The following is a 24463-nucleotide window of genomic DNA, read 5'->3' as shown; positions in this document are numbered from 1 at the left end:
ACGCGAATGTCAGGGGGTGCCGGTAAGGTCCTAACCGGATCGGACGCAGTGAAGTCTATTGATCACGCATAGTGAGTGATGGAGGACCATGGGTTCGGCTGACCGGGTTCTGCGACGAACCGCCGAGGCGATCGAGCACATAACCGGCATATGTTTCAAAACCGGCCCACCGCGGCAGGTCGGTGTCGAGCTGGAGTGGACCACACACCTGGCCGCCGACCCGTCCGCCTACCTGACGGCCGGCGACCTCGTCGAGGCTCTGGGCGTGCACACGCCCGCCGCTCTCGGCAATCCGCATCCCGTGCCGCTCCCCGGCGGTGGCACGGTCACCGTCGAGCCGGGCCTGCAGATCGAGATCTCGTCGGCACCGGCCGGCTCGCTCGCCGAGCTGCACGCCGCGGTCACCGCCGACCGGGAGACCCTCGCGGGACTGCTGGCGAGCCGGGGCATCGTGCTCGGCGATCGCGGCCTCGACCCTTTCCGGGAGCCCCGCCGCACCCTGGACACCCCACGCTATGCGGCCATGGACCGCGCTTTCGACAGCGCCGGCCGCACCATGATGGGGGCCACCGCCGGGCTCCAGGTGTGTTTCGACGCGGGAGAGGTCGGCCAGATCGCGGCCCGCTGGGCGGCCCTGCACGAGGCCGGGCCGGCGATGCTGGCACTGTTCGCCAACTCACCACGGCACGGCTGGGCGTCCGCACGGACGGCGACGTGGCACGGCATCGACACCCGCCGGTCCGGGCCGGTCCCGTCATCGGCTGACCCGGCGGTGAGCTGGGCACACTACGCGGTGCAGGCCCCGCTCCTGTGCGTCCGGCGCGATCACGGCCGATGGGACGTGCCACTCGGCGTGACGATGGCCGACTGGATCGAGGCGGGCGGCATCGAGGGCGGCCCGGCCGGCTCCGGCCGGATCGGCGGGCGGCGCATCGGCCCACGACGGCAGAGGCCACCGCTGTTCACCGACCCGGTCACCCGGCCGCCCACGGTGGAGGACCTCGACTACCACCTCAACACCCTTTTCCCACCGGTACGGCCACGCGGCTACCTCGAGGTCCGCTACCTCGACACGCAGCCCGGTGACGAGTGGATCGCCCCGGCCGCCCTGCTGACCGCGCTGCTCTCCGGCGACGAGCTCACCGACCGGGCCCGCGAGCTGGCCGCTCCGGCCGCCGGCCGCTGGCACGCCGCGGCCCGCTTCGGGCTCGCCGATCGCCCGGTGCGCCGGGCCGCCACCGGCCTGGCCGACCTGGCCTGCCGCCACCTCGACCGGACCGGCCTGCCCCCGGCGGTCCGCGACACCGTCACCGGCATCGTCTCCCGCCGCCTGCGGGAGGCCGTGCCCGGACGATCACGAGAGGACATCTCGGTATGACCGACGACCTGCGGCTGTCCATCGCCGCCGAGCTTGAGCGCGCCCGGGCCCGGACGGCGCTGCTCACCGACGCCGTCGACGACGACGACCTCACCCGGCAGCACTCGCCTCTGATGTCCCCGCTGGTGTGGGACCTCGCGCACGTCGGCAACCAGGAGGAGTTGTGGCTGGTCCGGGACGTCGGCGGCCGTGACCCGCTGAGGCAGGACATCGACGAGCTCTACGACGCGTTCAAGCACGCCCGGCACGCCCGGACGGCGTTGCCGCTGCTCAACCCGGCCGAGGCCCGCGCGTACACCGCGCAGGTCCGCGACAAGGTGTTCGACGTCCTCGACCGGGCGCGGTTCGCCCCGGAGAGCCGGCTGCTGGACGGCGGGTTCGCGTTCGGCATGATCGTGCAGCACGAGCAGCAGCACGACGAGACCATGCTGGCCACCCACCAGCTGCGGTCCGGCGCCCCGGTGCTGTCCGCGCCACCGCCGCCGCGCGCCCCACGGAGCGTCTCCGGCGAGGTCCTGATCGCATCAGGGCGGTTCACCATGGGTACGGACATCGAGCCCTGGGCTCTGGACAATGAGCGCCCCGCCCACCCGGTCGACGTGGACGCCTTCTGGATCGACGCGGCCCCGGTCACCAACGGTGACTATCTGGCGTTCATGGACGCCGGCGGCTACGACGATCCCCGCTGGTGGAGTGAGCGCGGCTGGGCCCACCGCAATCAGGCCGGCCTGGACAGCCCGCTGCACTGGATCCGCGACCGCGACGGCTGGCTGCGCGACCGGTTCGGCCACATCGAGCCGGTGCAACCGGACGAGCCGGTCGTCCACGTCTGCTTCTTCGAGGCCGAGGCCTACGCCTCCTGGGCGGGGAAGCGCCTGCCCACCGAGGTCGAGTGGGAGAAGGCCGCCCGCTGGGACCCGGCGACCGGGCGCTCGCGCCGTTACCCGTGGGGCGACGACGCGCCCGAGGCCCGGCACGCCAACCTCGGTCAGCGGCACCTCGGCCCGGCCCCGGCCGGCGCCTACCCGGACGGCGCCTCCCCGCAGGGCGTGCACCAGTTGATCGGCGACGTCTGGGAGTGGACCTCGTCCGGATTCCACGGTTACCCAGGGTTCACGGCCTTCCCTTACCAGGAGTATTCGGAGGTCTTCTTCGGCGGCGACTACCGGGTGCTGCGCGGCGGGTCGTTCGGCACCGACGCGGCCGCCTGCCGGGGCACCTTCCGCAACTGGGACCATCCGATCCGGCGGCAGATCTTCAGCGGCTTCCGCTGCGCACGGGACGCCTGATGTGCCGGCACCTCGGCTATCTCGGCCCGCCCGTACCGCTGAAGGACCTGATCTTCGATCCACCGCACGCCCTGGCCACGCAAGCCTGGGCGCCTCGCGACATGCGCGGCGGAGGGACGATCAACGCCGACGGCTTCGGCGTCGGCTGGTGGCCGGCCGGCGTCTCGGCGCCGGTCCGGCACCGCGGCGCCGTGCCGATCTGGACGGACGCGACGTTGCCGCTGCTCGCGGCCACGACGTCGGCCGGCGCGGTGCTCGCGGCGGTCCGCTCGGCCACCGTCGGCATGCCGGTGGTCGAGACGGCGGCGGCGCCCTTCACCGACGGCCGGTGGCTGTTCAGCCACAACGGCGTCGTCCGCGGCTGGCCTTCGGCCGTCGCCGCGCAAGCCCGTGACCTCCCGGTGGAGGACCTGCTCACCCTGGACGCGCCCACCGACTCGGCAACCCTCTGGGCGATGGTACGGGTGAGGCTGCGCGCCGGAGAGCCGCCGGCCAAGGCGGTCGCCACCGTGGTGACCGAGGTCGCAGCCGCCGCACCCGGATCCCGGCTGAACCTGCTTCTCGGTGACGGCGAACGCCTGATCGCGACCACGCTCGGTCACGCCCTGTCGGTGCGATCACTACGCGACTCCACCCTGATCAGCTCCGAACCGCTCGACCCCGGCCCGGCGTGGCAACCCGTCCCGGACGGCCACCTGGTCGTCGCCACCGCCGGCCAGGTGGAGATCACTCCCCTCTAGAAAGGTGTGCGCATTGCTCCTGGACAGACACCTCGACGACGACGATCTGGCCCGTGAGTTGCGTGCCGACGTGCGCGCCGGGCTCACCGCCGACCCCCGGTGGATGCCCCCGAAATGGTTCTACGACGCCCGTGGCAGCGAGCTCTTCGAGGAGATCACCCGGCTTCCGGAGTACTACCCGACGCGTACCGAGCGGGCCCTCCTCGAGTCGCACGCCGCCGCGATCGCCCGCATCACCGAGGCGAAGACGCTCGTCGAGCTCGGGTCCGGCTCGTCGGAGAAGACCCGGCTGCTGCTCGACGCCCTGGTCGCCCGCGGCACGCTCGGCGCGTTCGTCCCGCTCGACGTCTCCGGCTCGGCCCTGGCCGCGGCCGTCGCCTCACTGACCGCCGCCTATCCCGGCCTCGGCATCCGCGGCGTGGTCGGCGACATGACCCGTCACCTGCGGCATCTGCCCGACGGCGACAACCGTCTCGTCGCGTTCCTGGGCGGCACCATCGGCAACCTGGTCCCCGCCGAGCGGGCCACGTTCCTGTCGTCGCTGCGCTCGGTCCTGCACGAGGGCGAGTGGCTGCTGCTCGGCGCCGACCTGGTCAAGGACCCGGCCGTCCTGGTGCCCGCCTACGACGACGCCGCCGGGGTGACCGCCGAGTTCAACCGCAACGTCCTGCACGTCATCAACCGTGAGCTGGCCGCCGACTTCGACGTGCCGACGTTCGAGCACGTCGCCGTCTGGGACCCGGCGCACGAGTGGATCGAGATGCGCCTGCGGTCCACCCGTGATCAGGTCGTCCACATCGGCGACCTGGATCTGGACGTCCCGTTCACCGCGGGCGAGGAGATGCGTACCGAGATCTCCGCCAAGTTCCGCCCGGACGGGCTCGCCGCCGAGCTCGCCGCCGCCGGGTTCGTCACGCGCCACCGATGGACCGACCCGTCCAACTGGTTCGGAATCACCCTCGCCCAGGCGCTGTAAAGGTTGACGCTTCGTGTTTTCCTAGCGGTGTCGCCTCACCGTCTGGGGCCGTCCCGCGAGTCCGCGCGGGACGGTGACACGAGGCGTCGACCAAGGGGGTCCCGCATGGAGTCCGACCACGCGGATGCTGTTCCACCGCCCGGCGACCAGCCGGCCGCCGAGCCGTCACCGGAGGCCGTCCCGGCATCCGGCGATCAACCATCGCCCGCTGATGGCGCTCTGCCCGTCGATGGCGCTTTGCCCGCTGATGGGCCGCCACCTGCTGATGGCCCACTGCCCGCTGATGGGTCAACGCCTGCTGATGGCGCTTTGCCCGCTGATGGGTCACCGCCTGCCGATGGCCCACCACCTGCTGATGGGTCGCCACCTGCCGATGGCGCATCGCCGGCTGGTCGCGCATCGCCTGCCGGCGGCGCGCCTGCTGGTAGTGCACCGCCCGCCGGTAGTGCTCTGCCTGCTGGTAGTGCACCGCCTGCCGGTAGTGCACCGCCCGGCGGTGGCGCGCCGGCCGCCGATGAGGACCGGGCGCCGCGGGGCGAGGCGGGTGGCGCCGGTGGCCGGCCGGACGGCGAGGACGTGCAGGCCGGCCGCGAGCCGCACGTACTGCTGGTCCACGCTGTGATCAGGGCTACCCGGGAACACGACGTGTGGTCGACGTCGGGCGGCCCGCGCCCACAGCTTCCGCGCAGCTGGACCGACCTCTGGCGCAACGCCGTCCGCCGCCAGACCGACCTCGCCGGCGAGCCCGAGGAGGCGGCCCGCCGTTCCGTGCAGGCGATGCTGGACCAGCTCACCCGCCTGGACCGCGAGGCCGGGTGGTTCCGCGCCGACCAGGGACTGCGGGACCGGGCGATCTCCGAGACCCTGCTGTACGGCACCCGGCTCGGCCCGGACGTGCCCAGCCGCCCGGCGCAGCTCGCGTGGGACCGCCAGCGCGGCCTCCGCCCCGTCGACTTCGCCAAGATCACGGCGATCGCCGCCGCCCAGGACGACTGGCTGGCAGCCTGGAACACATGGGCCACCACACGCTGACCCGACCGTTCCCGCATGACTTCTCAGGAGCACCCGATCACCCGATCGGGTGCTCCTGTCGGTTTCACTCCACGGCTCGGGGGCACCCCCGGTCTCTCGCCCGGCTGCTCCTGTCGGTTTCGCTCCACGGCTTGGGGGCGCCCGGTTTTTCGCCCGGCTGCTCCTGTCGGTTTCGCTCCACGGCTTGGGGGCGCCCGGTTTTTCGCCCGGGTGCTCCTTCAGTGCGCTCCACGGCTCAGGGGCAGTCGGTCACTCGATCGGGTGATCCCGTCGGTCGTGCCCCGGCCGACAGGCCAGCCCCGGCTTGACTCGCGCCGCTGTCCCGCTGTCCCGCTGTCCCGCTGTCCCGCTGTCCCGCTGTTCCGCTGTTCCGCTGCCCCACCGCCTCACTGTTCCGCTGTCCCGCTGTCCCGGAGGTGGCGGTGAGGGACGCATACGCCCGTGAGGCGCCTTGGAGGGTGGGACGGGCCGCTCGCGTCGCGGTGTAGGCGGGGACCGGGTGGTCTGCGGGGCGGACCGGCCCGTACCCCCGCGATGTTCTTTGTGAGGAAGGCGACCGGGACCGTATCGCTCAGCATGCGGGAAGGGCGCGTTCGTGGTTGCCGTGGAGGGTGGGATTTGATACGTTCTTCTGCATAGTCATACGGAGGTAGGCATGGGAGTCAGGGTCGCGGTGGCGGGAGCCAGTGGCTACGCGGGCGGTGAGTTGCTGCGCCTGATCGCCGGGCACCCCGAGTTCGACCTGGTCGCGGCGACCGCGCACAGTCAGGCCGGCTCGCCGGTCGCAGCGGTGCACCCGCAGCTGGCCGGGCTCGACCTGGTGCTGGGCTCCACCGACGCCGCCTCGCTCAGTGGGGCTGACCTGGTGTTCCTCGCGCTTCCGCACGGGCAGTCGGCGGCTGTCGCGGCGCAGCTCGACGCCGGTGTCAAGGTGGTCGACCTGGGCGCCGACTTCCGGCTGGAGAGCGCCGAGCAGTGGACGCGCTACTACGGCGGCGGCCACGCCGGCACCTGGACCTACGGCCTTCCGGAGCTGCCGGGCGCGCGGGCCGCGATCGCCGCGTCCGACCGGGTGGCCAACACGGGTTGTTATGCGGCGACGATCACGCTGGCGCTGGCGCCGCTGATCGCCTCCGGAGTGGCCGACCCGGAGGATGTGGTGGTCGTCGCGAGCTCGGGCACCTCCGGTGCCGGGCGCAACGCCAAGGTGCACCTGCTGGCCAGCGAGATCATGGGTGACCTGTCGCCCTACAAGGTCGGCGCGCACCAGCACGTCGCCGAGATCAAGCAGGCCACCGGGGCGTCCTCGCTGTCGATGACGCCGATCCTGGCGCCGATGCCCCGCGGCATCCTGGCGACGGTGACGGCCCGCCGGCTCAACGGCGGCGACCCGCGTGAGGCACTCGAGGTGGCGTATGCGGACGAGCCGTTCGTGCACGTGCTGCCGGAGGGCTCCTGGCCGCACACGGCCGCCACCGCGGGTTCCAACTCCTGCCACCTGCAGGCCACGGTCGACATCGACTCGGGCCGCATCATCGTGGTGAGCGCGCTCGACAATCTCGGCAAGGGCGCCGCCGGCCAGGCGGTGCAAAACGCCAACATCATGTTCGGCCTGCCCGAGACCACGGGCTTGAGCGTCTTCGGAGTGGCACCATGACCGTCACCCATCCCAAGGGCTTCCGCGCCTCCGGTGTCGCCGCCGGGCTCAAGGCCAGCGGCAACGCCGACGTCGCCCTGGTCGTCAACGACGGTCCCGACTACACGGCGGCCGGCGTGTTCACCGGCAACCGGGTCAAGGCGGCGCCGGTCCTGTGGAGCCAGCAGGTGCTCAAGGGCGGGATCGTCCGTGCCGTGATCCTCAACTCGGGTGGCGCCAACGCCTGCACCGGCTCGCAGGGCTTCCGCGACACGCACGCGACTGCCGAGCACACCGCCGCGGTGCTGCGTGGCGGCGCCAACCGCATGATGATCGGCCCCGGTGACGTCGCGGTCTGCTCGACCGGCCTGATCGGCGAGCTGCTGCCGATGGACAGGCTGCTTCCGGGGGTGAGCGCGGCGGCCAAGGCGCTCGCCGCCGACGGTGGGGTCAAAGCAGCCGAGGCGATCATGACGACCGACACGGTGGCGAAGAACGCGGTGGCCCAGCGCGACGGCTGGTCGGTCGGCGGCATCGCCAAGGGCGCCGGCATGCTGGCCCCGGCGCTCGCCACCATGCTGGTGGTGATCACCACCGACGCGTCGGCCGACAACGAGGTGCTCGACGCCGCGTTGCGCGCCGCCACCCGGGTCACCTTCGACCGGATCGACGCGGACGGCTGCATGTCCACCAACGACACGGTGCTGCTGCTGGCCAGTGGCGCGTCGAACCGGCAGCCCACCCTCGAGGAGCTGACCGCCGCCGTCACCGAGGTCTGCCACGACCTGGCCCAGCAGCTGATCGCCGACGCCGAGGGCGCGACCAAGCACATCGCGATCGAGGTGCAGGGCGCCGCCAGCGAGGCCGACGCGGTGCAGGTCGGCCGGACGGTCGCCGGCAACAACCTGGTGAAGACGGCGTTCTTCGGCAACGACCCCAACTGGGGCCGGATCCTCGCGGCGATCGGCACGACGAGCGCGGCCTTCGAGCCGGACCGCATCGACGTGGCGATCAACGGGGTGTGGATCTGCAAGAGCGGGGCCGCCGCGGAGGACCGCAGCAAGGTCGACCTGTCCGGCCGGGACGTGAGCGTGACGATCAACCTGCGCGAGGGGGAGATGAGCGCGACGATCTGGACCACGGACCTGTCCCATGCGTATGTCCACGAGAACTCCGCGTACTCATCGTGAAGGCGCAGAAGAAGGCCGAGATCCTCATCGAGGCCCTGCCGTGGCTGGAGCGGTTCCACGGCACCACGGTTGTGATCAAGTATGGCGGCAACGCCATGATCGACCCGGAGCTTCAGGCGGCGTTCGCGGCCGACATGGTGTTCCTGCGCCTGGTCGGCATCAAGCCGGTCGTCGTGCACGGCGGCGGCCCGCAGATCAACCGGATGCTGAAGCGGGTCGGCATCGAGTCGGAGTTCCGCGGTGGCCTGCGGGTCACCACCCCGGAGACGATGGAGATCGTCCGGATGGTGCTGACCGGTCAGGTCGGGCGGGAGCTGGTGGGCCTGATCAACCAGCACGGACCGTATGCGGTGGGCCTCTCCGGTGAGGACGCCGGGCTGTTCACGGCGGTTCGCCGGGGCGCGCTGATCGACGGCGAGGAGGTCGACATCGGCCAGGTCGGCGACGTCGACCAGGTGGACACGTCGGCCGTCGACGACCTGATCGCGGCCGGCCGCATCCCGGTGATCGCCACGGTCGCGCCGGACGCGGCGGGCGTGTTGCACAACGTGAACGCCGACACCGCCGCCTCCGCGCTGGCGGTCGCGCTCGGCGCGCGCAAGCTGGTGGTGCTCACCGACGTGCCCGGCCTCTACACGAACTGGCCGGACACGTCGTCGCTGACCAGCGAGATCGACGCCGCCGCGCTGGAGAAGCTGCTGCCTTCCCTGGAGTCGGGGATGGTCCCCAAGATGGAGGCCTGCCTGCGCGCGGTCCGCGGCGGGGTTCCGGCCGCGCACGTCGTCGACGGCCGGGTCGCCCACTCGACGCTGCTCGAAGTCTTCACGGAAGAAGGATTCGGAACGATGGTGGTCCCCTCATGACGCTCGTGGAGCGCTGGCAGCAGTCGATGATGAACAACTACGGCACCCCGGCGATCGGCCTCGTCAAGGGCCGGGGCGCGGTGCTGACCGGCGAGGACGGCAAGGAGTATGTCGACTTCCTCGGCGGCATCGCCGTGAACGCGCTGGGTCATGCCCACCCGGCCGTGGTCGCCGCCGTCACGAGCCAGATCCAGCAGCTGGGGCACGTCTCCAACCTGTTCATCTCGGAGCCGCCGGTGGCGCTGGCCGACCTGCTGCTGGCGCTGGCCGGCCGGGCCGGGCGGGTGCTGTTCTGCAACTCGGGGGCGGAGGCCAATGAGGCCGCCTTCAAGATCTCCCGGCTGACGGGGCGCACGCACGTCGTCGCGACGCACGGCGCCTTCCACGGCCGGACCATGGGCGCGCTCGCGCTGACCGGGCAGCCGGCGAAGCAGGATCCGTTCCGGCCGCTGCCGGGCGACGTCACCCATGTGGACTTCGGTGACGTCGCCGCTCTGGAGGCCGCGGTGACCACCGCGACCGCCATGGTCATCCTGGAGCCGATCCAGGGTGAGAACGGCGTGGTCGTGCCGCCGGCCGGATATCTGACGGCCGCCCGTGAGATCTGCACGCGCAACAACGCGCTGCTGGTCCTCGACGAGGTGCAGACCGGCATCGGACGCACCGGTCACTGGTTCCACCACCAGAGCGAGGGCGTCGAGCCCGACATCGTCACCCTGGCCAAGGGCCTAGGCGGTGGCCTGCCGCTGGGCGCCTGCATGGCCTTCGGCCGGGCCGCCGACCTGCTCACCCCCGGGTCGCACGGCACCACCTTCGGCGGTAACCCGGTCTCCTGCGCGGCCGGCCTCGCGGTGATCCGCACGATCGCCAACGAGGGCCTGCTCGACCACGTCAAGCGGGTCGGCGAGCAGATCCGGCTCGGCATCGAGGGCCTCGATCACCCGCTGGTGAAGTATGTCCGGGGCGCCGGCCTGCTGCTCGGCATCGTCCTCAACGAGCCGGTCTCGGCCGAGGTCGCCGCCAAGCTGCGTGACGCCGGTTTCCTGGTCAACCCCGCCAAGCCGGACGTCATCCGGCTCGCCCCGCCCCTGATCATCTCCTCCGATCAGGCGGACGCCCTGATCGCTGCCCTGGACGGTATCCGGTGACCACCCGCCACTTCCTCCGTGACGACGACCTGACCCCGCAGGAGCAGGCCGAGGTCCTCGACCTCGCCGCCCAGATGAAGACCGACCGGTTCGGCTACACGCCGCTGGCCGGCCCGCGCAGCGTCGCCGTCTTCTTCGACAAGGCCAGCCTGCGTACCCGGCTGTCGTTCGAGGCCGGCATCGCCGAGCTGGGCGGCCAGCCGATCATCGTGGACACCCAGAACACCCACTTCGGCCGCGGTGAGACGCTCGCCGACGCGGGGCGGGTGGTGGCCCGGTACGTGTCGGCGATGGTCTACCGCACGCACGGCGACGAGCGGCTCGCCGAGTTGGCGTCCGGTGTGCGCGTCCCGGTGATCAACGCGCTGAGCGACGGCTACCACCCGTGTCAGCTGCTCGCCGACCTGCTGACGATCCGGGAGCGGTTCGGCTCGACGGCCGGGCGGACGCTGGCGTATGTGGGCGACGCGGCCAACAACATGGCCCACTCGTACCTGATCGCGGGCGCGATGGCCGGGATGAACGTGCGGGTGGCCGGCCCGTCCGGGTTCGACCCGGCGGCGTCGGTGGTCAGCCGGGCCGGCGAGATCGCGGCGTGGACAGGCGGCTCGGTGGAGGTGCTGCGCGACCCGCGGGAGGCGGCCGACGGCGCGCACGTGATCGCCACCGACACGTGGACGTCGATGGGCCAGGAGGAGGACGGCAAGGACCGGCTCACCCCGTTCTGGCCGTACCAGGTGAACAAGGAGCTGCTGGCCGCCGCCGATCCGGAGGCGATCGTGCTGCACTGCCTGCCGGCGCACCGCAACGAGGAGATCACCGACGAGGTCATCGACGGGCCGCAGAGCGCCGTCTTCGACCAGGCGGAGAATCGGCTGCACGCTCAGAAGGCCCTGCTGGCGTGGCTGCTGGCGGTCAACCTGCCATGAACAATCCGACGACCCGAGCGGGCCGGCACGCCCGGCTCGTCGACCTGATCCGTTCCCGCCGGGTCAAGTCGCAGACCGAGCTGACCGTGATCCTCGCGCGTGAGGGCGTCCACGTCACCCAGGCCACACTCTCCCGTGACCTGGAGGAGCTGAACGCCGTCAAGGTCAGTGGCGTCTACTACATTCCGGAGGACGGGCACAAACCCCTGCGGGAGAGCACCGAGCACGGCCCGGCCCGGCTGATCCGGCTGTTGCGCGAGCTGCTCACCGGGGTCGACTCCAGCGGCAACATCGCGGTGCTGCGTACCCCGCCGGGGGCGGCGCAGTTCCTGGCCAGCGCACTGGACCGGTCCGGTCTGGCCGATGTGGTCGGCACGATCGCCGGGGACGACACCATCTTCGTGGTGGCACGGGACAGCGGCCCCACGTCGGGTGCGGCGCTGGCCGAGAAACTCAGCAACTGGAGCAGGTCGGATTTCGAGGAGAGCCGGTCATGACGTTCACACCCGCGGTGGAGGCCCGCTTCCCGGACTTCGCCGACCACACCGACAGCCTGGTCGGGCACGGCGTCGAGTTCTTCCTCGCCTCCAACGAGACGTTGCGGCCGCATCTCAACGAGACGCCGTACGGTCACAAGCTGACCTGGCTCGACTTCACCGACACGGCGGAGAAGGACTGGTCGATCCGTGACTTCCTGAACTTCTTCAACATCATCAACGGCATCGCGTTCGGTGACCGGGGCATCCCGATGCCGCAGTGGGTGATGGTCGACCTGATCCTGATGCCGGCCGCGGCCCTGATCGCCGGTCTGCCGCAGGCCGAGTTCGCCGACATGGTCGAGCGGTCCACGTTCCGTTTCGACACCGACGTCAAGCAGCTGCTGCGCAAGGTCCAGCAGGACATGCGCGACAGCGGCTACCGGGGTCCGGTCCCGGTGGGTGGCTACTGCGCGGCCCCGTCGGCCGAGCCGGGCCGCTGGGTGGGCTGGTCGCTGTGGTCGCTGATGCCGGCGGTCGGGCTGGGCAAGGCGGCGAAGGCGCTGGCGCTGTCGGCCTACCGGGCGCAGAAACTGGACGGCGTCACCCAGTACGACAACAGCGCGCTCAAGGTGCACACCGAGTTCGGGGCACTGAAGATCCTGGTCGCGACCGTCCCGTTCCACACGTCGCCGGGCTCGTTCGTCTACCAGAGCGACCTGACGCTCCCGGCCGGGGAGAGCTGCCCGAGCCGACGTTCCTGCTCGATCCGTTCGACTACAGCCGCCAGCGGGCCATGCAGAAGGACATCGAAGCGGGCCGCTGTGAGTTCTACGTCCTGCCGCCGGGTCACGTCCGCCGGGACGGTAAGACTTATGTGCCGATTCTTGAGAAGGAACTGTCCCGATGACCAAGCGCAAGATCGTCCTCGCTTTCTCCGGTGGTCTGGACACCTCGTACGCCCTCGTGGACTTCCGCGAGAAGGGCTGGGACGTGGTGACCGCCAACATCGACACCGGCGGCCTGCACAGCGGTGAGGCCGACGTGGTCCGGGCGCGTGCCGAGGAGCTGGGCGCCGTCGAGCACCACGTCGTCGACGCCCGCGCGGAGCTCTACGACCGGGTGATCACCTACGCGATCAAGGCGAACTATCTGCGCAACGGCGCCTACCCGTCGTGTGTCGGCGCGGAGCGGCTGATCCAGGCGGAGAAGGTCGTCCAGGTCGCGCTGGAGGTCGGCGCGGACGCGGTGGCGCACGGCTCGACCGGCGCGGGCGCCGACCACGTCCGCTACGACGCGGTGATCCGGGCGCTGGCCCCGCACCTGGAGATCGTCACTCCGATCCGCGACGAGCGGCTCACCCGCGAGGGTGAGACCGAGTTCCTGCGGTCGCGAGGCTACGAGGTCAGCGAGAAGGTCAAGCTCTACTCGATCAACGAGGGCCTGATCGGCACGTCGATCGGTGGCGAGGAGACCTACGGCTCCTGGGAATACCTTCCCGAGTCGGCCTGGACCTACACGAAGTCGATCGACGAGGCCCCGGAGAAGGGCGTCGAGCTGCTGATCAGCTTCGAGAAGGGCGAGGTCGTCTCGGCGGTGACCGCGGCCGGCGACGCGCTGCCCAGCGAGAACAGCTACGACATCCTGTCCGCGCTCAACGTGCTCGGCGGCGAGCACGGCGTCGGCCGGGGCATCCACATGGGCTCCACCATGGTCGGCAACCTCGCCCGTGTCGGTTTCGAGGCGCCGGGCATGCTGATCCTCATCGCGGCGCACCGTGAGCTGGAGAAGCTGGTGCTGTCGAACAGGCAGCAGGCCACCAAGGCGACGCTCGGCAACACCTACGGCGACCTGCTGCACGAAGCCGTCTACTTCGACCCGATCATGGACGACTTCCGCGCCTTCCTCGACTCCAGCCAGACCCGGGTCACCGGCACCGTGCGGGTCCTGCTGCACAAGGGCAACATCGTGCTCCTCGGCAGCAGGAGCCCGCACAGCCTGCTGGACGCGGCGACCCGCTCGGGTGTCGTCTACGGCCACGGCTCGTCGCTGTGGACCGGTGAGCAGGCCCGCGCGTTCGCCCACATGTACTCGGTGCCGGGCGCCATCCAGCGCGCGGCCGCGAAGCCGGCCGAGTGATCCGGCTCAGCTGAGCCAGGTGGTGAGCACGTGCAGCGCCTGCCGGATCTCCGGCACCAGCACGTGCTCACCGTCGGTGTGTGCCTGCAGCGGGTCGCCGGGACCGAAGTTGACCGCCGGGACGCCCAGAGCGGCGAACCGCGACACGTCGGTCCAGCCCAGCTTGGCCTGTGGCGTCCGGCCGACGAGCTCGACGAACTCCTTGGCAGCCGGCCGGTCCAGCCCGGGCCGCGAACCGGGGGCCGCGTCGGTGACCTCCAGCTCGAAACCGGCGAACACCTCGCGCAGATGCGCCTCGGCCTCGGCCACGTCACGGTCCGGAGCGAACCGGTGGTTGATGTGGACCGTGCACAGGTCGGGGATCACGTTGCCGGCGATGCCGCCCTCGATCTTCACGGCGTTGAGCCCCTCGTGATATCGCAGACCGTCGACGACCGGCTGCCGCGGCACATAGGCGCGCAGGATGTCGAGCACGGCGCCCGCGCTGTGGATGGCGTTGCTGCCCTTCCACGAGCGGGCCGAGTGCGCCGCCACCCCCGGCACGGTGATCTTCACCCGCATGGTGCCCTGGCAGCCGCCCTCGACGGTGCCGTCGGACGGCTCACCGAGGATCGCGAAGTCGCCGGTCAGCCACTCCGGGTGGTTGCGGACCAGGCGGCCGAGCCCGTTGAGCCGGGCCGCGACCTCCTCGTGGTCGTAGAACACGTAGGTGACGTCATAGCGCGGCACCGTCAGCGTCGCGGCCAGGTGCAGGGCCATCGCGACACCGGCCTTCATGTCGACGGTGCCGCGGCCGCGCAGCACGTCGCCGTCGACGACGACCGGCAGATTGTCGGCGATCGGCACGGTGTCGAGATGCCCGGCGATCACGACGCGGGTCGGCCGGCCCAGCGACGTCCGCGCCACCACCGCGTCACCGTCGCGCAGCACCTCGAGATGCGGCTGGGCACGCAGCGCACTCTCCACGGCATCGGCCAGCGCCTTCTCATCGCCGCTTACCGACGGAATGTCACAGATGGTCCGAGTGAGGTCTACTACATCACCGGTCAGATCGAGGCTGGTCATGTTGCAAACTTATCAGATCCAAGGCATTTTTATGCGTACGGCTGGTCGAGGCACCGTGAGCTACCGCGCGACGCGAGCGGTGGGTGCGACCGCACCGCGACCGCCGGGGCGTGTCCGGTGGAGACGCGCCATGCGTCTCACCCAGCGCGATGGCGCCGGGCCGGGACCCGGCGCACACGGGTCAGCGATAGGGTCAGGAAGGTAACGAAACGTGAGCGGACGAGGAGAAGGTGTGTCGGAGAGCGACGAGCCGACGAGGCTGTGGGGTGGCCGTTTCGCCGGTGGTCCGGCGGAGGCGCTCGCCCGGCTGAGCGTCAGCGTCCAGTTCGACTGGCGGCTCGCGCCGTACGATCTGCTGGCCTCCCGCGCGCACGCCCGGGTGCTGGCCAACGCGGGCCTGCTCGACGCCGACGAGCTGGGGAGGATCCTCGCCGCGCTGGACGATCTGGCGTCGGCCTGCGCGGCCGGCGAGTTCCGTCCGACGATCGAGGACGAAGACGTGCACACCGCCCTGGAGCGGGGGCTGCTGGAGCGTCTCGGCGCGCTCGGCGGCAAGCTGCGTGCCGGCCGTTCCCGCAACGACCAGGTCGCCACCGACCTGCGGCTCTACCTGCGAGACCACGCCCGCGGCGTGGCCGTGGCGCTGATCGAGCTGGCCGACGCGCTGACCGAGCAGGCATCCCGCAACGTCGACACCCCGGCGCCCGGCATGACCCACGTGCAGCACGCGCAGCCGGTCAGCTTCGGTCACTGGCTGCTGGCGCACGTGCAGCCGCTGCTGCGTGACCTGGAGCGGCTGAAGGACTGGGACGCACGGACCGCGATCAGCCCGCTCGGCTCGGGCGCGCTGGCCGGCTCGTCGCTGCCGCTGGACCCGGCGGCGGTCGCCAAGGAGCTGGGTTTCACCGCCCCCGCGCAAAACTCGATGGACGCCGTCGCCGACCGTGACTTCGTGGCCGAGTTCCTGTTCGTGACCGCGCTGATCGGCGTCCACCTGTCCCGCCTCGGCGAGGAGGTCGTCCTCTGGACGTCGACCGAGTTCGGCTGGGTCGAGCTGGACGACGCCTTCGCCACCGGGTCGTCGATCATGCCGCAGAAGAAGAACGCGGACATCGCCGAGCTGGCCCGCGGCAAGAGCGGCCGGCTCGTCGGCGGCCTGGTCGCGGTGCTGACCATGCTCAAGGGGCTCCCCCTGACGTATGACCGCGACATGCAGGAGGACAAGGAGCCGGCCTTCGACGCGGTCGACACCCTGCAACTGCTGCTGCCCGCGCTGGCCGGCATGGTCTCGACGATGACGGTCCGGGTGGACCGGCTGGCCGCGGCCGCCCCGGTGGGCTTCTCGCTGGCCACCGAGGTCGCCGACTGGCTGGTCCGCAAGGGCGTGCCGTTCCGCGACGCGCACGAGATCACCGGTCGGCTGGTGGCGCTCTGCTCGGCCCGCGAGTGCGAGCTGGAGGACGTGACCGACGACGACCTGAAGACGATCAGCGAGCACCTGGACCCGTCGGTGCGCGAGGTTCTGTCGGTGTCGTCGGCGCTCGCAGCCCGTACGACACCGGGTTCGACCGGCCCCGGCCCCGTCGCCGAGCAGCTCGCCATCGTGCAGCACAAGCTGGACAACTGGCGTCAGTGGGCGATCGAGAAGGTCGTACCCCGGTAGATCCGTCTCGCCGCTCGCGGGCGGTGGCTCCGGCCGCTTCCGTGGCGGGCGGCGCCCGGCGGTAATGCGCGTCACTGTTCGACGGGAGCGGCCCCGGCCGCTCCCGTTTCTGTCGGGGGTGGCCGATAGCGTGCCGGCATGTCGTTCGAGTTGCCCGAGCCCTGGCTGTCCCAGCTGCACCCGCGCCGCGGTGGCGCCGGTGTCCGCCCGGTCCAGCCTGACCCGCGCGCCCGCGAGGTCGTCGACGGGCAGACCCGTGAGCTGCCCGGCTTCGTGCCCGGTGTGATCGCCGCCGAGCTCACCGACCCGGAGCTGCGCGAGGCGGCCCGGGATCCGGCGTCGGTCACGGGTGCCGCCGTCGTCGCCTTCGCGACGAAGGCACTGGACTGGCAGGAAAACCTCCGGCACCCGTGGTTCGCCGACCTGTGGCTCGGCGAGCGGGGTCTGCGGTTCGCCGCCGAGGCCGCCGTGGAGCTCTTCACGCTGATCCTGGTGGCCGAGGGCGACCGGCCGCCCCGCCGGGCCCTTCGGCGCGACGGCACGGAGACCGTCGGCGTGCGCCGTCGCCGGCCCGATGACGAGCAGCACACGGTCGGGCTCTTCTTCGACCCCGATCTCCTGGTGCTGCTGAGGGTCCGGGCCGCCCTGGCGGCCGCGCCCGACGACGTGCACGCGGAGATCGTCGACGCTCTCGCCGGCTACCGCGGGCGGGGCCTCCATGCGCGCTGTGCCACCTCGGTCCTCGTCCCCTCCCGGGCCGACTGGGTGGAGCAGGACTGGGCCGACGCCCTCACCGAGCCCGGCTTCAATCGCGCCGGGATGCTGCTGACCGCGATCAGCACCGCCGGTCAGGCGGCCGACGCCCGCCGCGCCGCCGACGCCCTGGCCATCGGGTGGCCCGGCCGCGACGCCACCGTCGTCGACGGCCTCGGCCCGGCCCTCGCGGCGGACCTGCTGCTGGACTGGCTCGACCGTGTTCGCGCGACCCGCGCCGACACCCGCCGCGAGCTGCTGAGCCTGATCGCCGTGCTACCGGCCGACGAGGCGATGCGCGGCCTCGTCGACCGCCTCGGCCAACGGCACGTGCGCGAGGCCCTGCTCGACGCCGCCGCCCGCTTCCCGGAGCGGGCGCTACGGCAGCTGTCCGTCGCCGCCGGAAAGCCCGCGGTGAGCGACCTGTTGTCCGCCCGGGTGCGCGCCGACCCGGCGCTCGCCGAGCGGGTCGCGGCCGAGCTGACCACGGCCCGGGCGGCCCGCATCCGGGAGCACCTGTCCGGTGTGGCCACCGTCGTGCCGGCCCTACCGGAGGCGTTGCCTCCCCTGCTCGCCGACCCGCCCTGGCGCAGGCGGCGGTCGGCCCCGGTGATCCTCGACCTGAACGCGCCCGAGTCACCGGCCATCGTGGAGTGGCTGCCCGGCGAGCGCGAGGAATGGCTGTCGACCCCGATCCACCTGCCGGGCGCAGTGTCCCGGGCCCCCGCGACCGGCTCCGCCGAGGAGACCGCCGGCACCTCCCCGGGGGCGACCGTCACTCCCGCCACTCTGACGGACGCGGCCTCGGCCGTCGGTGCGGGTGTGGTGGCTTCCACTGGTCGGGTGGATGCGGCGTCTGCCGTTGGGTCGGGGGAGAGGGCCGCTGCTGTCCCGGCTGACGGGACCGCCATCGCCGATCGGCTGCGGCGTGGTGAGCCGGTCGACCCGCGGGCTGCGGCCGCGTTCTTCGTCGCCGCGCCGGAGGAGCTGGCCCGGCCTCTGCTCGCCGAGTGGCATCCGGAGCCCCTGCCGGGCTGCGAGTCATGGATGCGGCGGATCGTCGCCCGGTTCGAGGTGGACGCGTTGTTGCCTCTGCGGCGTCTGGCCTTCCACGATTCGGCGGTGGCCGGGCCGCTGATGCTGCCGTTCACGTCCGGCGACATCCCGTGGCGGATGCAGGTGCGCCTGCATGATCAGGGACAGGCCGGTTCGGTGGCGAGAGTCTGGCTGGAGCGGCATCCCGAGGCTGCCACCCGCTATCTGGTTCCCCGTGCGTTCGGTACCAGCGACGTGGTCCGGCGGTCGGCGCAGCACACGCTGGTGTACATGGTGGCCGCCGGTCATGTGGAGACCCTCCGCGCGGTCGCTGCCTCCTACGGCGCGGAGGCCGCGGCCGCCGTCGAGGCGCTGATCGTCACCGATTCGCTGGCGATCCTCCCCACGAAACTCCCCGCCATTCCAAAGTGGTTCGATCCCGCTGCCATGCCGCCGGTCCGTCTCCGGCGACCATCGACCCCACCGCCGACCCCTGATGAAACGGCGCAAGCGGGCTCGGCGAGGGCCCACGAGCCAGCGCAAGCCGGTTCGGCGAGAAACCATGAGTCAGCGCAAGCCGGTTCGGCCAGGGCCTACGAGTCAGTGCGGGCCGGCTCGGTGAGGGACCACGAGACAATTCGGGCCACTTCGGCGATGGGCGGTGAGATAGCGCAGGCCGGTTCGGCGATGGGCGGTGAGATAGCGCAGGCCGGTTCGGCGATGGGCGGTGAGATAACGCAGGCCGGTTCGGCGATGGGCGGCGAGATCGGGCCAGCCGGTTCGGTGAGGACCGGCGAGGCAGCGCAAGCAGGCTCGGCGAAGGGCCATGAGACGACGCCGGCCCAGCCGGTGCCGGGTGGTGCCGAAACGGCCGCGGGCGGGCCGGCTCTCGTTCTTCCGACGGGGGTGTTGCGTGAGCTGGCGATGGTGTTCGCTCTGCACAAGCCGCTCGAGCCGTATGCGGGGATGGAGGTCGTCCAGGCGGCTTGTGAGCCGGGGGATCTCGCGCGGTTCGCGTGGGGGGTGTTCGAGGCGTGGCTGGCCGCCGGCGCCAACGGCAGGCAGGGCTGGGCGCTGGATGTGCTCGGTGCGGTCGGGGACGACGAGGTGGTGCGACGGCTCACCCCACTGATCATGGAATGGCCGGGGCAGAGTGGGCACGCCCGTGCCGTCACCGGTCTGGGTGTCCTTGCCGAGATCGGCACCGAGGTCGCGTTGGTGCACCTCAACCGCATCGCCGAGCGTTCCCGGTATGCGGGTCTGCGTACGGCGGCTCAGCGTCAGGTCGGTCAGGTGGCCGCACAGATGGGGCTCACGGCCGAGCAGCTCGCCGACCGCCTGGTGCCGGGCTTCGGGCTGGATGACGACGGGAGCCTGATGCTCGACTACGGGGCCCGGAGCTTCACCGTGCGGTTCGACGAGGAGTTGAGACCGTGCGTCGTGGACGCTGCCGGAAAGCCTCTCAAGAACCTGCCGAAGCCGGGGCCGAAGGACGTCGCCGAGCGAGCGGCCGCGGCCTACGCGCGTTTCGCGGCGCTGAAGAAGGACGTTCGGACGGTCGCAGCCGATCAGATCCGCCGTCTGGAACGCGCCATGGTCACCGGCCGTCGCTGGCCCGAGGAGGAGTTCCGGCGTTTCCTGACCGGGCATCGGCTGCTGCGCCACCTGGCCCGGCGGCTTCTCTGGGGCCGTTACGACGCGGAGGGTGTGCTGGCCGGCGCCTTCCGGGTGGCTGAGGACGGCACGTTCGCCGACGTGCACGACGAGGCCGTCACGATCGGTGCCGGCGAGGTGATCGGTGTGGTCCATCCGATCCACCTTGATAAGACGCTGCCGCTCTGGTCGGAGATCTTCGCCGACTACCGGATCCTGCAACCGTTCCCGCAGGTCGGGCGGGAGACCGCTGCCCTGACCGAGGCCGAGGCGGCGGGCGGTGTGCTCACCCGCTTCCAGGGGCGGACGGTGCCGTCCCGCGCCGTGTTGGGCCTGGAGAGCCGCGGCTGGCGACGTGGGACCATGCGCGACGATCGCACGCAGGTGAGCGTGGCGCCGGCCCTTGCCGACGGGCTCGAGCTCGAGCTGGAGCCCGGCATCGTGCACGGCGCCGTGGATGTCTTCCCGGAGCAGACGCTCGGCCCGGTCAGGCTCAGCGGCCGGACGGCGAGGCTGGGTGACTTGGAGCCGGTGGCGATCTCCGAGGTGATCCGCGATCTCGAGCTACTGACCGTCGGCCACTGACCGGCGGGAGCGAAACAGGACAGCGACAGCGACAGCGGGGGCCGCGGCGCGCGGTCAGGCCTACAAGACGGCGCGGGCAAGACGACGCGGGCATGGCGACGCGGGCAATGCGGCGCGGGCAGGACGGCGCGGGCAATGCGGCGCGGGCAGGACGGCGCGGGCAAGACGGTGGCAAAGGCGGTGACGGGCGGACGCCCCGTCACCGCCTTTTAACATTGCAGCCGCATCTGAGAAGGTGATCCCCGCAATCCCCGACGGCATCCGGCATAGGTTTTCAGTTCATCGTGCAAGAAGTTGCATCATGGTCGAGACCGAAAACGCGTAGTCGCCCCCCGGACTGCAAGTGGCTGTAACACGCTTGCATGTCCCCAACGTGCCGCAACAACAGGCGCCAGGTAACAGAACGGCAGCTGGAGACCGCTTTCCTGCCCGCGATGCCGGAATCGTGCGGGTTCTCGCGCCCCGCCGTGTTGCAAGTTGATTCGCAAGGGGTTTCTAACCCCGAAACTTCTTGCTACGGTCCGGTCGTCACCAAGCAGGTCTTCAAGGAGCGCATCATGCGTCGCATAACCAAGGGACTGGCCGCTCTCTCCTCCGTGGCCCTCGCCTTCACCCTCGTCGCGTGCAGCGGCGACAAGGAGCCGGCCGCTAGCGACAACAAGGCCGCCGACCCGGCAGCGCTTGCCGCGGAGCTGACGTGGTGGGACACGTCGGACGCCAAGAACGAGGGTCCGGTCTTCCAGGATCTGATCAAGCAGTTCAACGCGAAGTACCCCAACGTCAAGATCAACTACCAGTCGGTGCCGTTCGCCGACGCGCAGAACAAGTTCAAGACGGCTGCCGCGGCCAAGACCGGCGCCCCGGACATCCTGCGCGCCGAGGTCGCCTGGGTGCCCGAGTTCGCGTCGCTGGGCTACCTCTACTCGCTGGACGGCTCCGAGCTGCTCGCCGACGAGTCGGACTACAACGCGACCGCCCTGGCCTCGAACAAGTTCGACGGCAAGACCTACGGCGTACCGCAGGTGACCGACAGCCTCGCCCTGCTCTACAACAAGGAGCTCGTCGAGAAGGCCGGCGTCTCGGTGCCGAAGACGTGGGCCGAGCTGAAGACCGCCGCCCAGACCGTCAAGCAGAAGACCGGCGCCGAGGGCCTCTACGTGAACCCGGCCGGCTACTTCACCCTGCCGTTCATCTACGGCGAGGGCGGTGACCTGGTCGACACCGCGAGCAAGAAGATCGTGGTCAACTCGGAGCAGAACGTCGCCGGCCTCAAGGTCGCCAAGGACCTGATCGACAGCGGCGCGTCGGTGAAGCCGTCGGCGACCGACTCGTACGGCACGATGATGACCCTCTTCAAGGAGAAGAAGGTCGCCTTCATCATCAACGGCCCGTGGGAGGTCGCGAACATGAAGGCCGCCCCGGCCTTCGGTGGCCTGGAGAACCTCGGCATCGCGCCGGTTCCGGCCGGTTCCGCCAAGGCGGGCGCCCCGGTCGGTGGCCACAACTACGTCGTCTACTCGGGTGTCCCGCAGGAGAAGGCGGCCGCCGCCGTCGCGTTCATCAAGTTCATGAACTCCGCCGAGTCGCAGGCGAGCCTGGCGGACAAGCTGGGTGTGCTGCCGACCCGCAAGTCGGCGTACGAGATCGCGTCGGTCAAGAGCAACGCCGTCATCTCGGCCTTCCAGCCGGTCATCGAGTCGGCCGTGAACCGCCCGTGGATCCCGGAGGGCGGCCAGTTCTTCGGCCCGCTCGACACCCTCGCCACCGAGGTCCTGGTCCAGAACAAGGACGCCAAGGCTTCGCTCGACGCCGTGGCCCAGAAGTACAAGGCCGAGGTCGTTCCCTCGTACGCCACCAACTGACGGTCCCTGAATGCAGGCGCCGGCTCGCGGAGAGCCGGCGCCCGCTTCGCTTCCTCTCTGGAGCACAGCTGATGAGCACTGTGACTGCCGACGCGGCGCCGAGGAGCACCGCGCTGCGGCGGAGCTGGGACAAGCACTGGGCGGCCTGGGCGATGGTCGTGCCGGTCGTGGCAGTCCTGGCGGTTCTGATCTTCTATCCCCTGGTCAACGGCATCTGGCTGACTTTCACCGACCAGACCGAGGCCAACCAGCTCACCGAGATCTGCACCAAGTCGATCACCGGTGGCGAGGTCTGCAAGGAGAACCCGAACGCCTGGTCGTTCGTGGGTCTCGACAACTACGTCAACGTCCTCACCGGCCGGATCGGCGAGTTCTGGCAGTGGACCGGGACCACGCTGATCTGGACCGCCGCGGGGGTGGTCTTCCACTACGGTCTGGGCCTCGGCCTGGCCGTCATGATCCACCGGGAGATGCGGTTCCGCGGCTTCTACCGGGTCCTGCTGGTGCTGCCGTGGGCGGTGCCGGCGTTCATCAGCGCCTTCGCCTGGAAGTTCCTCTTCAACGAGCGGCTCGGTCTGGTCAACTCGCTGCTCAACGCGATCGGCATCGACTCGGTCGCCTGGTTCGCCGACAGGTGGACGTCGCTGTTCGTCGCGGTGCTCACGAACATCTGGCTGGGTGTGCCGTTCATGATGGTGGCCCTGCTGGGCGGCTTGCAGAGCATCCCCGAGGAGCTCTACGAGTCGGCCGAGATCGACGGCGCGACGCCGTGGCAGCGGTTCCGCAACATCACCCTGCCGGGGCTGCGGCCGGTCAGCATGACGGTGATCCTGCTCGGCACGATCTGGACCTTCAACATGTTCCCGATCATCTTCCTGGTGACCGAGGGCCAGCCGGCCGGATCGACCGAGATCCTGGTGACGGGCGCCTTCCGCGCCGCCTTCGAGGGCATCCGGAACTACTCGCTCGCCTCCACGTACGGCGTGCTGATCCTCTCGATCCTGCTCATCTTCTCGGTGTTCTACCGGCGGGTGCTGCGCAAGCAAGGCGAGGTTTGGTGACATGGCCCAGATGATCACGACCCCACCGATCGCGGCTCCCCAGGGCGGCGCGCCGGCGCGCGTCAACAAGCCCCGGCGCGGCCGTCGCAGTGTCGGCGCGTCGATCGGCCTGCACGGCACGCTGATCCTCGCCTCGCTGATCGCGATCGGCCCGATCCTGTGGGTGGTGCTCTCCTCGTTCAAGCCGGGGTACGCCGTCCAGAGCACCGAGATCACCCTGGTGAAGGACCCGACGTTCGCGAACTACGAGTACGTGCTGTTCGAGACGAACTTCCCGTCCTGGTTCCTGAACTCGGTCATCGTGGCGAGCCTGACCATGCTGATCGGCATCTTCTTCTCGGCTACCACCGGTTACGCGCTGTCCCGGTTCAACTTCCCGGGCCGGCGCTCGCTGATGATGGTCTTCCTGATCACGCAGATGTTCCCGGTGTCGATCCTGATCGTCCCGATCTACGCGATCATGGCGAGCCTCGGCCTGATCAACACGCTTCCGTCGCTGGTCATCGCGTATCTGACGATCGCCGTGCCGTTCTGCGCCTGGATGCTCAAGGGCTACTTCGACTCGATCCCGACCTCGCTGGACGAGGCGGCCTCGCTGGACGGCTGCGGCCCGTTCCGGATCTTCTGGCGGGTCATCCTGCCGCTGGCCCGGCCGGCCATCGCGGTCACCGGTTTCTACGCCTTCCTCACCGCCTGGGGCGAGGTCGCGTACGCGTCGGCGTTCATCCAGACCGACGACAAATACACCCTGGCGTACGGTCTACAGCAGTTCGTGCCCCAGTTCAATCCGCAGTGGGAATACCTCACCGCGGCGGCCGTCCTGGTGACGATCCCGGCCGGAATCGTATTCCTCTTCGCCCAGAAGCATCTCGTGTCCGGTCTTACCGCCGGCGGCACGAAGGGCTGATCGTTTCTCGGGAAAACCACCAGCGCCTACCGATTCGGCGGGCGCTGGTGGTTTTTCAGCATAAGAGAGAACGCTCTCACGGT

The 24463-nt window shown here is 70.7% G+C and carries 20 protein-coding genes; 19 read left to right on the top strand and 1 reads right to left on the bottom strand.

Going from position 1 to position 24463, the window contains the following annotated elements; genetic code table 11:
• Positions 1 to 88: 88 nt before the first annotated feature.
• The 14 genes from ACQPZW_RS38825 to ACQPZW_RS38760 all read left to right on the top strand — a co-directional run bounded on the left by ACQPZW_RS38825 (position 89) and on the right by ACQPZW_RS38760 (position 13796).
• Positions 89 to 1378: a glutamate-cysteine ligase family protein gene (locus tag ACQPZW_RS38825; RefSeq protein WP_433791002.1), complete on the top strand. Its 1290-nt coding sequence runs from the start codon at positions 89 to 91 to the stop codon at positions 1376 to 1378.
• Positions 1375 to 2667 carry an ergothioneine biosynthesis protein EgtB gene (gene egtB, locus ACQPZW_RS38820; protein WP_433791001.1) on the top strand — a complete coding sequence of 431 codons (1293 nt, stop codon included), beginning with the start codon at positions 1375 to 1377 and terminating at the stop codon, positions 2665 to 2667. Before ACQPZW_RS38825 ends, egtB begins: the two co-directional genes overlap by 4 nt.
• Positions 2667 to 3407, top strand: coding sequence for an ergothioneine biosynthesis protein EgtC (egtC, locus tag ACQPZW_RS38815; RefSeq protein ID WP_433791000.1), 741 nt, complete (start codon positions 2667 to 2669; stop codon positions 3405 to 3407). The genes egtB and egtC overlap by 1 nt, the downstream gene beginning before the upstream one ends.
• Before the next feature lie 13 nt (positions 3408 to 3420).
• On the top strand, positions 3421 to 4383 hold the full coding sequence (gene egtD / locus ACQPZW_RS38810) for an L-histidine N(alpha)-methyltransferase (RefSeq protein ID WP_433790999.1): 963 nt from the start codon (positions 3421 to 3423) through the stop codon (positions 4381 to 4383).
• 124 nt (positions 4384 to 4507) lie between these two features.
• Positions 4508 to 5005 carry a hypothetical protein gene (locus ACQPZW_RS38805; RefSeq protein ID WP_433790998.1) on the top strand — a complete coding sequence of 166 codons (498 nt, stop codon included), beginning with the start codon at positions 4508 to 4510 and terminating at the stop codon, positions 5003 to 5005.
• Entirely contained in the window at positions 5002 to 5415 is a 414-nt protein-coding gene (locus ACQPZW_RS38800) for a hypothetical protein (protein ID WP_433790997.1), read from the top strand. The genes ACQPZW_RS38805 and ACQPZW_RS38800 overlap by 4 nt, the downstream gene beginning before the upstream one ends.
• Positions 5416 to 6070: 655 nt before the next feature.
• The gene (gene argC, locus ACQPZW_RS38795; RefSeq protein ID WP_433790996.1) at positions 6071 to 7072 is read left to right on the top strand and encodes an N-acetyl-gamma-glutamyl-phosphate reductase; all 1002 of its coding nucleotides are present in this window, start codon (positions 6071 to 6073) and stop codon (positions 7070 to 7072) included.
• On the top strand, positions 7069 to 8241 hold the full coding sequence (gene argJ, locus ACQPZW_RS38790) for a bifunctional glutamate N-acetyltransferase/amino-acid acetyltransferase ArgJ (RefSeq protein WP_433790995.1): 1173 nt from the start codon (positions 7069 to 7071) through the stop codon (positions 8239 to 8241). The genes argC and argJ overlap by 4 nt, the downstream gene beginning before the upstream one ends.
• On the top strand, positions 8235 to 9104 hold the full coding sequence (gene argB, locus ACQPZW_RS38785) for an acetylglutamate kinase (protein WP_433797743.1): 870 nt from the start codon (positions 8235 to 8237) through the stop codon (positions 9102 to 9104). The genes argJ and argB overlap by 7 nt, the downstream gene beginning before the upstream one ends.
• Positions 9101 to 10252 carry an acetylornithine transaminase gene (locus tag ACQPZW_RS38780; protein ID WP_433790994.1) on the top strand — a complete coding sequence of 384 codons (1152 nt, stop codon included), beginning with the start codon at positions 9101 to 9103 and terminating at the stop codon, positions 10250 to 10252. Before argB ends, ACQPZW_RS38780 begins: the two co-directional genes overlap by 4 nt.
• Positions 10249 to 11181 carry an ornithine carbamoyltransferase gene (gene argF, locus ACQPZW_RS38775; RefSeq protein ID WP_433790993.1) on the top strand — a complete coding sequence of 311 codons (933 nt, stop codon included), beginning with the start codon at positions 10249 to 10251 and terminating at the stop codon, positions 11179 to 11181. Before ACQPZW_RS38780 ends, argF begins: the two co-directional genes overlap by 4 nt.
• A complete protein-coding gene (locus ACQPZW_RS38770; protein ID WP_433790992.1) occupies positions 11178 to 11678 on the top strand; it encodes an arginine repressor in 501 nt (166 codons plus the stop codon). Before argF ends, ACQPZW_RS38770 begins: the two co-directional genes overlap by 4 nt.
• Positions 11675 to 12694: a hypothetical protein gene (locus ACQPZW_RS38765; protein WP_433790991.1), complete on the top strand. Its 1020-nt coding sequence runs from the start codon at positions 11675 to 11677 to the stop codon at positions 12692 to 12694. Before ACQPZW_RS38770 ends, ACQPZW_RS38765 begins: the two co-directional genes overlap by 4 nt.
• Positions 12624 to 13796 (top strand): argininosuccinate synthase, encoded by a 1173-nt coding sequence (locus tag ACQPZW_RS38760; protein WP_433797742.1) that lies wholly within the window; start codon positions 12624 to 12626, stop codon positions 13794 to 13796. The genes ACQPZW_RS38765 and ACQPZW_RS38760 overlap by 71 nt, the downstream gene beginning before the upstream one ends.
• A 6-nt stretch (positions 13797 to 13802) precedes the next feature.
• Here ACQPZW_RS38760 and dapE read toward each other — a convergent pair whose 3' ends face one another.
• A complete protein-coding gene (dapE, locus tag ACQPZW_RS38755; protein WP_433790990.1) occupies positions 13803 to 14861 on the bottom strand; it encodes a succinyl-diaminopimelate desuccinylase in 1059 nt (352 codons plus the stop codon).
• 232 nt (positions 14862 to 15093) lie between these two features.
• Between dapE and argH the strand changes: the two genes are divergently transcribed.
• The 5 genes from argH to ACQPZW_RS38730 all read left to right on the top strand — a co-directional run bounded on the left by argH (position 15094) and on the right by ACQPZW_RS38730 (position 24380).
• The gene (gene argH, locus ACQPZW_RS38750) at positions 15094 to 16524 is read left to right on the top strand and encodes an argininosuccinate lyase (protein ID WP_433790989.1); all 1431 of its coding nucleotides are present in this window, start codon (positions 15094 to 15096) and stop codon (positions 16522 to 16524) included.
• Positions 16525 to 16662: 138 nt separating this feature from the next.
• Positions 16663 to 20550, top strand: coding sequence for a DUF4132 domain-containing protein (locus tag ACQPZW_RS38745; protein WP_433790988.1), 3888 nt, complete (start codon positions 16663 to 16665; stop codon positions 20548 to 20550).
• 557 nt (positions 20551 to 21107) lie between these two features.
• A complete protein-coding gene (locus ACQPZW_RS38740) occupies positions 21108 to 22412 on the top strand; it encodes an extracellular solute-binding protein (protein WP_433790987.1) in 1305 nt (434 codons plus the stop codon).
• A gap of 71 nt (positions 22413 to 22483) precedes the next feature.
• Positions 22484 to 23473: a carbohydrate ABC transporter permease gene (locus ACQPZW_RS38735; RefSeq protein WP_433790986.1), complete on the top strand. Its 990-nt coding sequence runs from the start codon at positions 22484 to 22486 to the stop codon at positions 23471 to 23473.
• A gap of 1 nt (position 23474) precedes the next feature.
• Positions 23475 to 24380, top strand: coding sequence for a sugar ABC transporter permease (locus ACQPZW_RS38730; RefSeq protein ID WP_433790985.1), 906 nt, complete (start codon positions 23475 to 23477; stop codon positions 24378 to 24380).
• The last annotated feature ends 83 nt before the right edge of the window (positions 24381 to 24463 follow it).

Source organism: Actinoplanes sp. CA-252034, assembly GCF_050956125.1.
Taxonomy (GTDB): domain Bacteria; phylum Actinomycetota; class Actinomycetes; order Mycobacteriales; family Micromonosporaceae; genus Actinoplanes.
Note: the sequence above shows the minus strand (reverse complement) of the source record. Positions and strands in the feature narration are given on the sequence as shown.

Bases quoted from the DNA above. Each gene is read 5' to 3' on its own strand.
- argJ (WP_433790995.1), top strand. From the start codon at position 7,069: ATGACCGTCACCCATCCCAAGGGCTTCCGCGCCTCCGGTGTCGCCGCC.
- ACQPZW_RS38735 (WP_433790986.1), top strand. From the start codon at position 22,484: ATGAGCACTGTGACTGCCGACGCGGCGCCGAGGAGCACCGCGCTGCGG.
- egtC (WP_433791000.1), top strand. From the start codon at position 2,667: ATGTGCCGGCACCTCGGCTATCTCGGCCCGCCCGTACCGCTGAAGGAC.
- ACQPZW_RS38730 (WP_433790985.1), top strand. From the start codon at position 23,475: ATGGCCCAGATGATCACGACCCCACCGATCGCGGCTCCCCAGGGCGGC.
- ACQPZW_RS38805 (WP_433790998.1), top strand. From the start codon at position 4,508: ATGCTGTTCCACCGCCCGGCGACCAGCCGGCCGCCGAGCCGTCACCGG.
- dapE (WP_433790990.1), bottom strand. From the start codon at position 14,861: ATGACCAGCCTCGATCTGACCGGTGATGTAGTAGACCTCACTCGGACC.
- ACQPZW_RS38745 (WP_433790988.1), top strand. From the start codon at position 16,663: ATGTCGTTCGAGTTGCCCGAGCCCTGGCTGTCCCAGCTGCACCCGCGC.
- ACQPZW_RS38780 (WP_433790994.1), top strand. From the start codon at position 9,101: ATGACGCTCGTGGAGCGCTGGCAGCAGTCGATGATGAACAACTACGGC.
- ACQPZW_RS38770 (WP_433790992.1), top strand. From the start codon at position 11,178: ATGAACAATCCGACGACCCGAGCGGGCCGGCACGCCCGGCTCGTCGAC.
- ACQPZW_RS38740 (WP_433790987.1), top strand. From the start codon at position 21,108: ATGCGTCGCATAACCAAGGGACTGGCCGCTCTCTCCTCCGTGGCCCTC.
- egtB (WP_433791001.1), top strand. From the start codon at position 1,375: ATGACCGACGACCTGCGGCTGTCCATCGCCGCCGAGCTTGAGCGCGCC.
- ACQPZW_RS38765 (WP_433790991.1), top strand. From the start codon at position 11,675: ATGACGTTCACACCCGCGGTGGAGGCCCGCTTCCCGGACTTCGCCGAC.
- argC (WP_433790996.1), top strand. From the start codon at position 6,071: ATGGGAGTCAGGGTCGCGGTGGCGGGAGCCAGTGGCTACGCGGGCGGT.
- ACQPZW_RS38825 (WP_433791002.1), top strand. From the start codon at position 89: ATGGGTTCGGCTGACCGGGTTCTGCGACGAACCGCCGAGGCGATCGAG.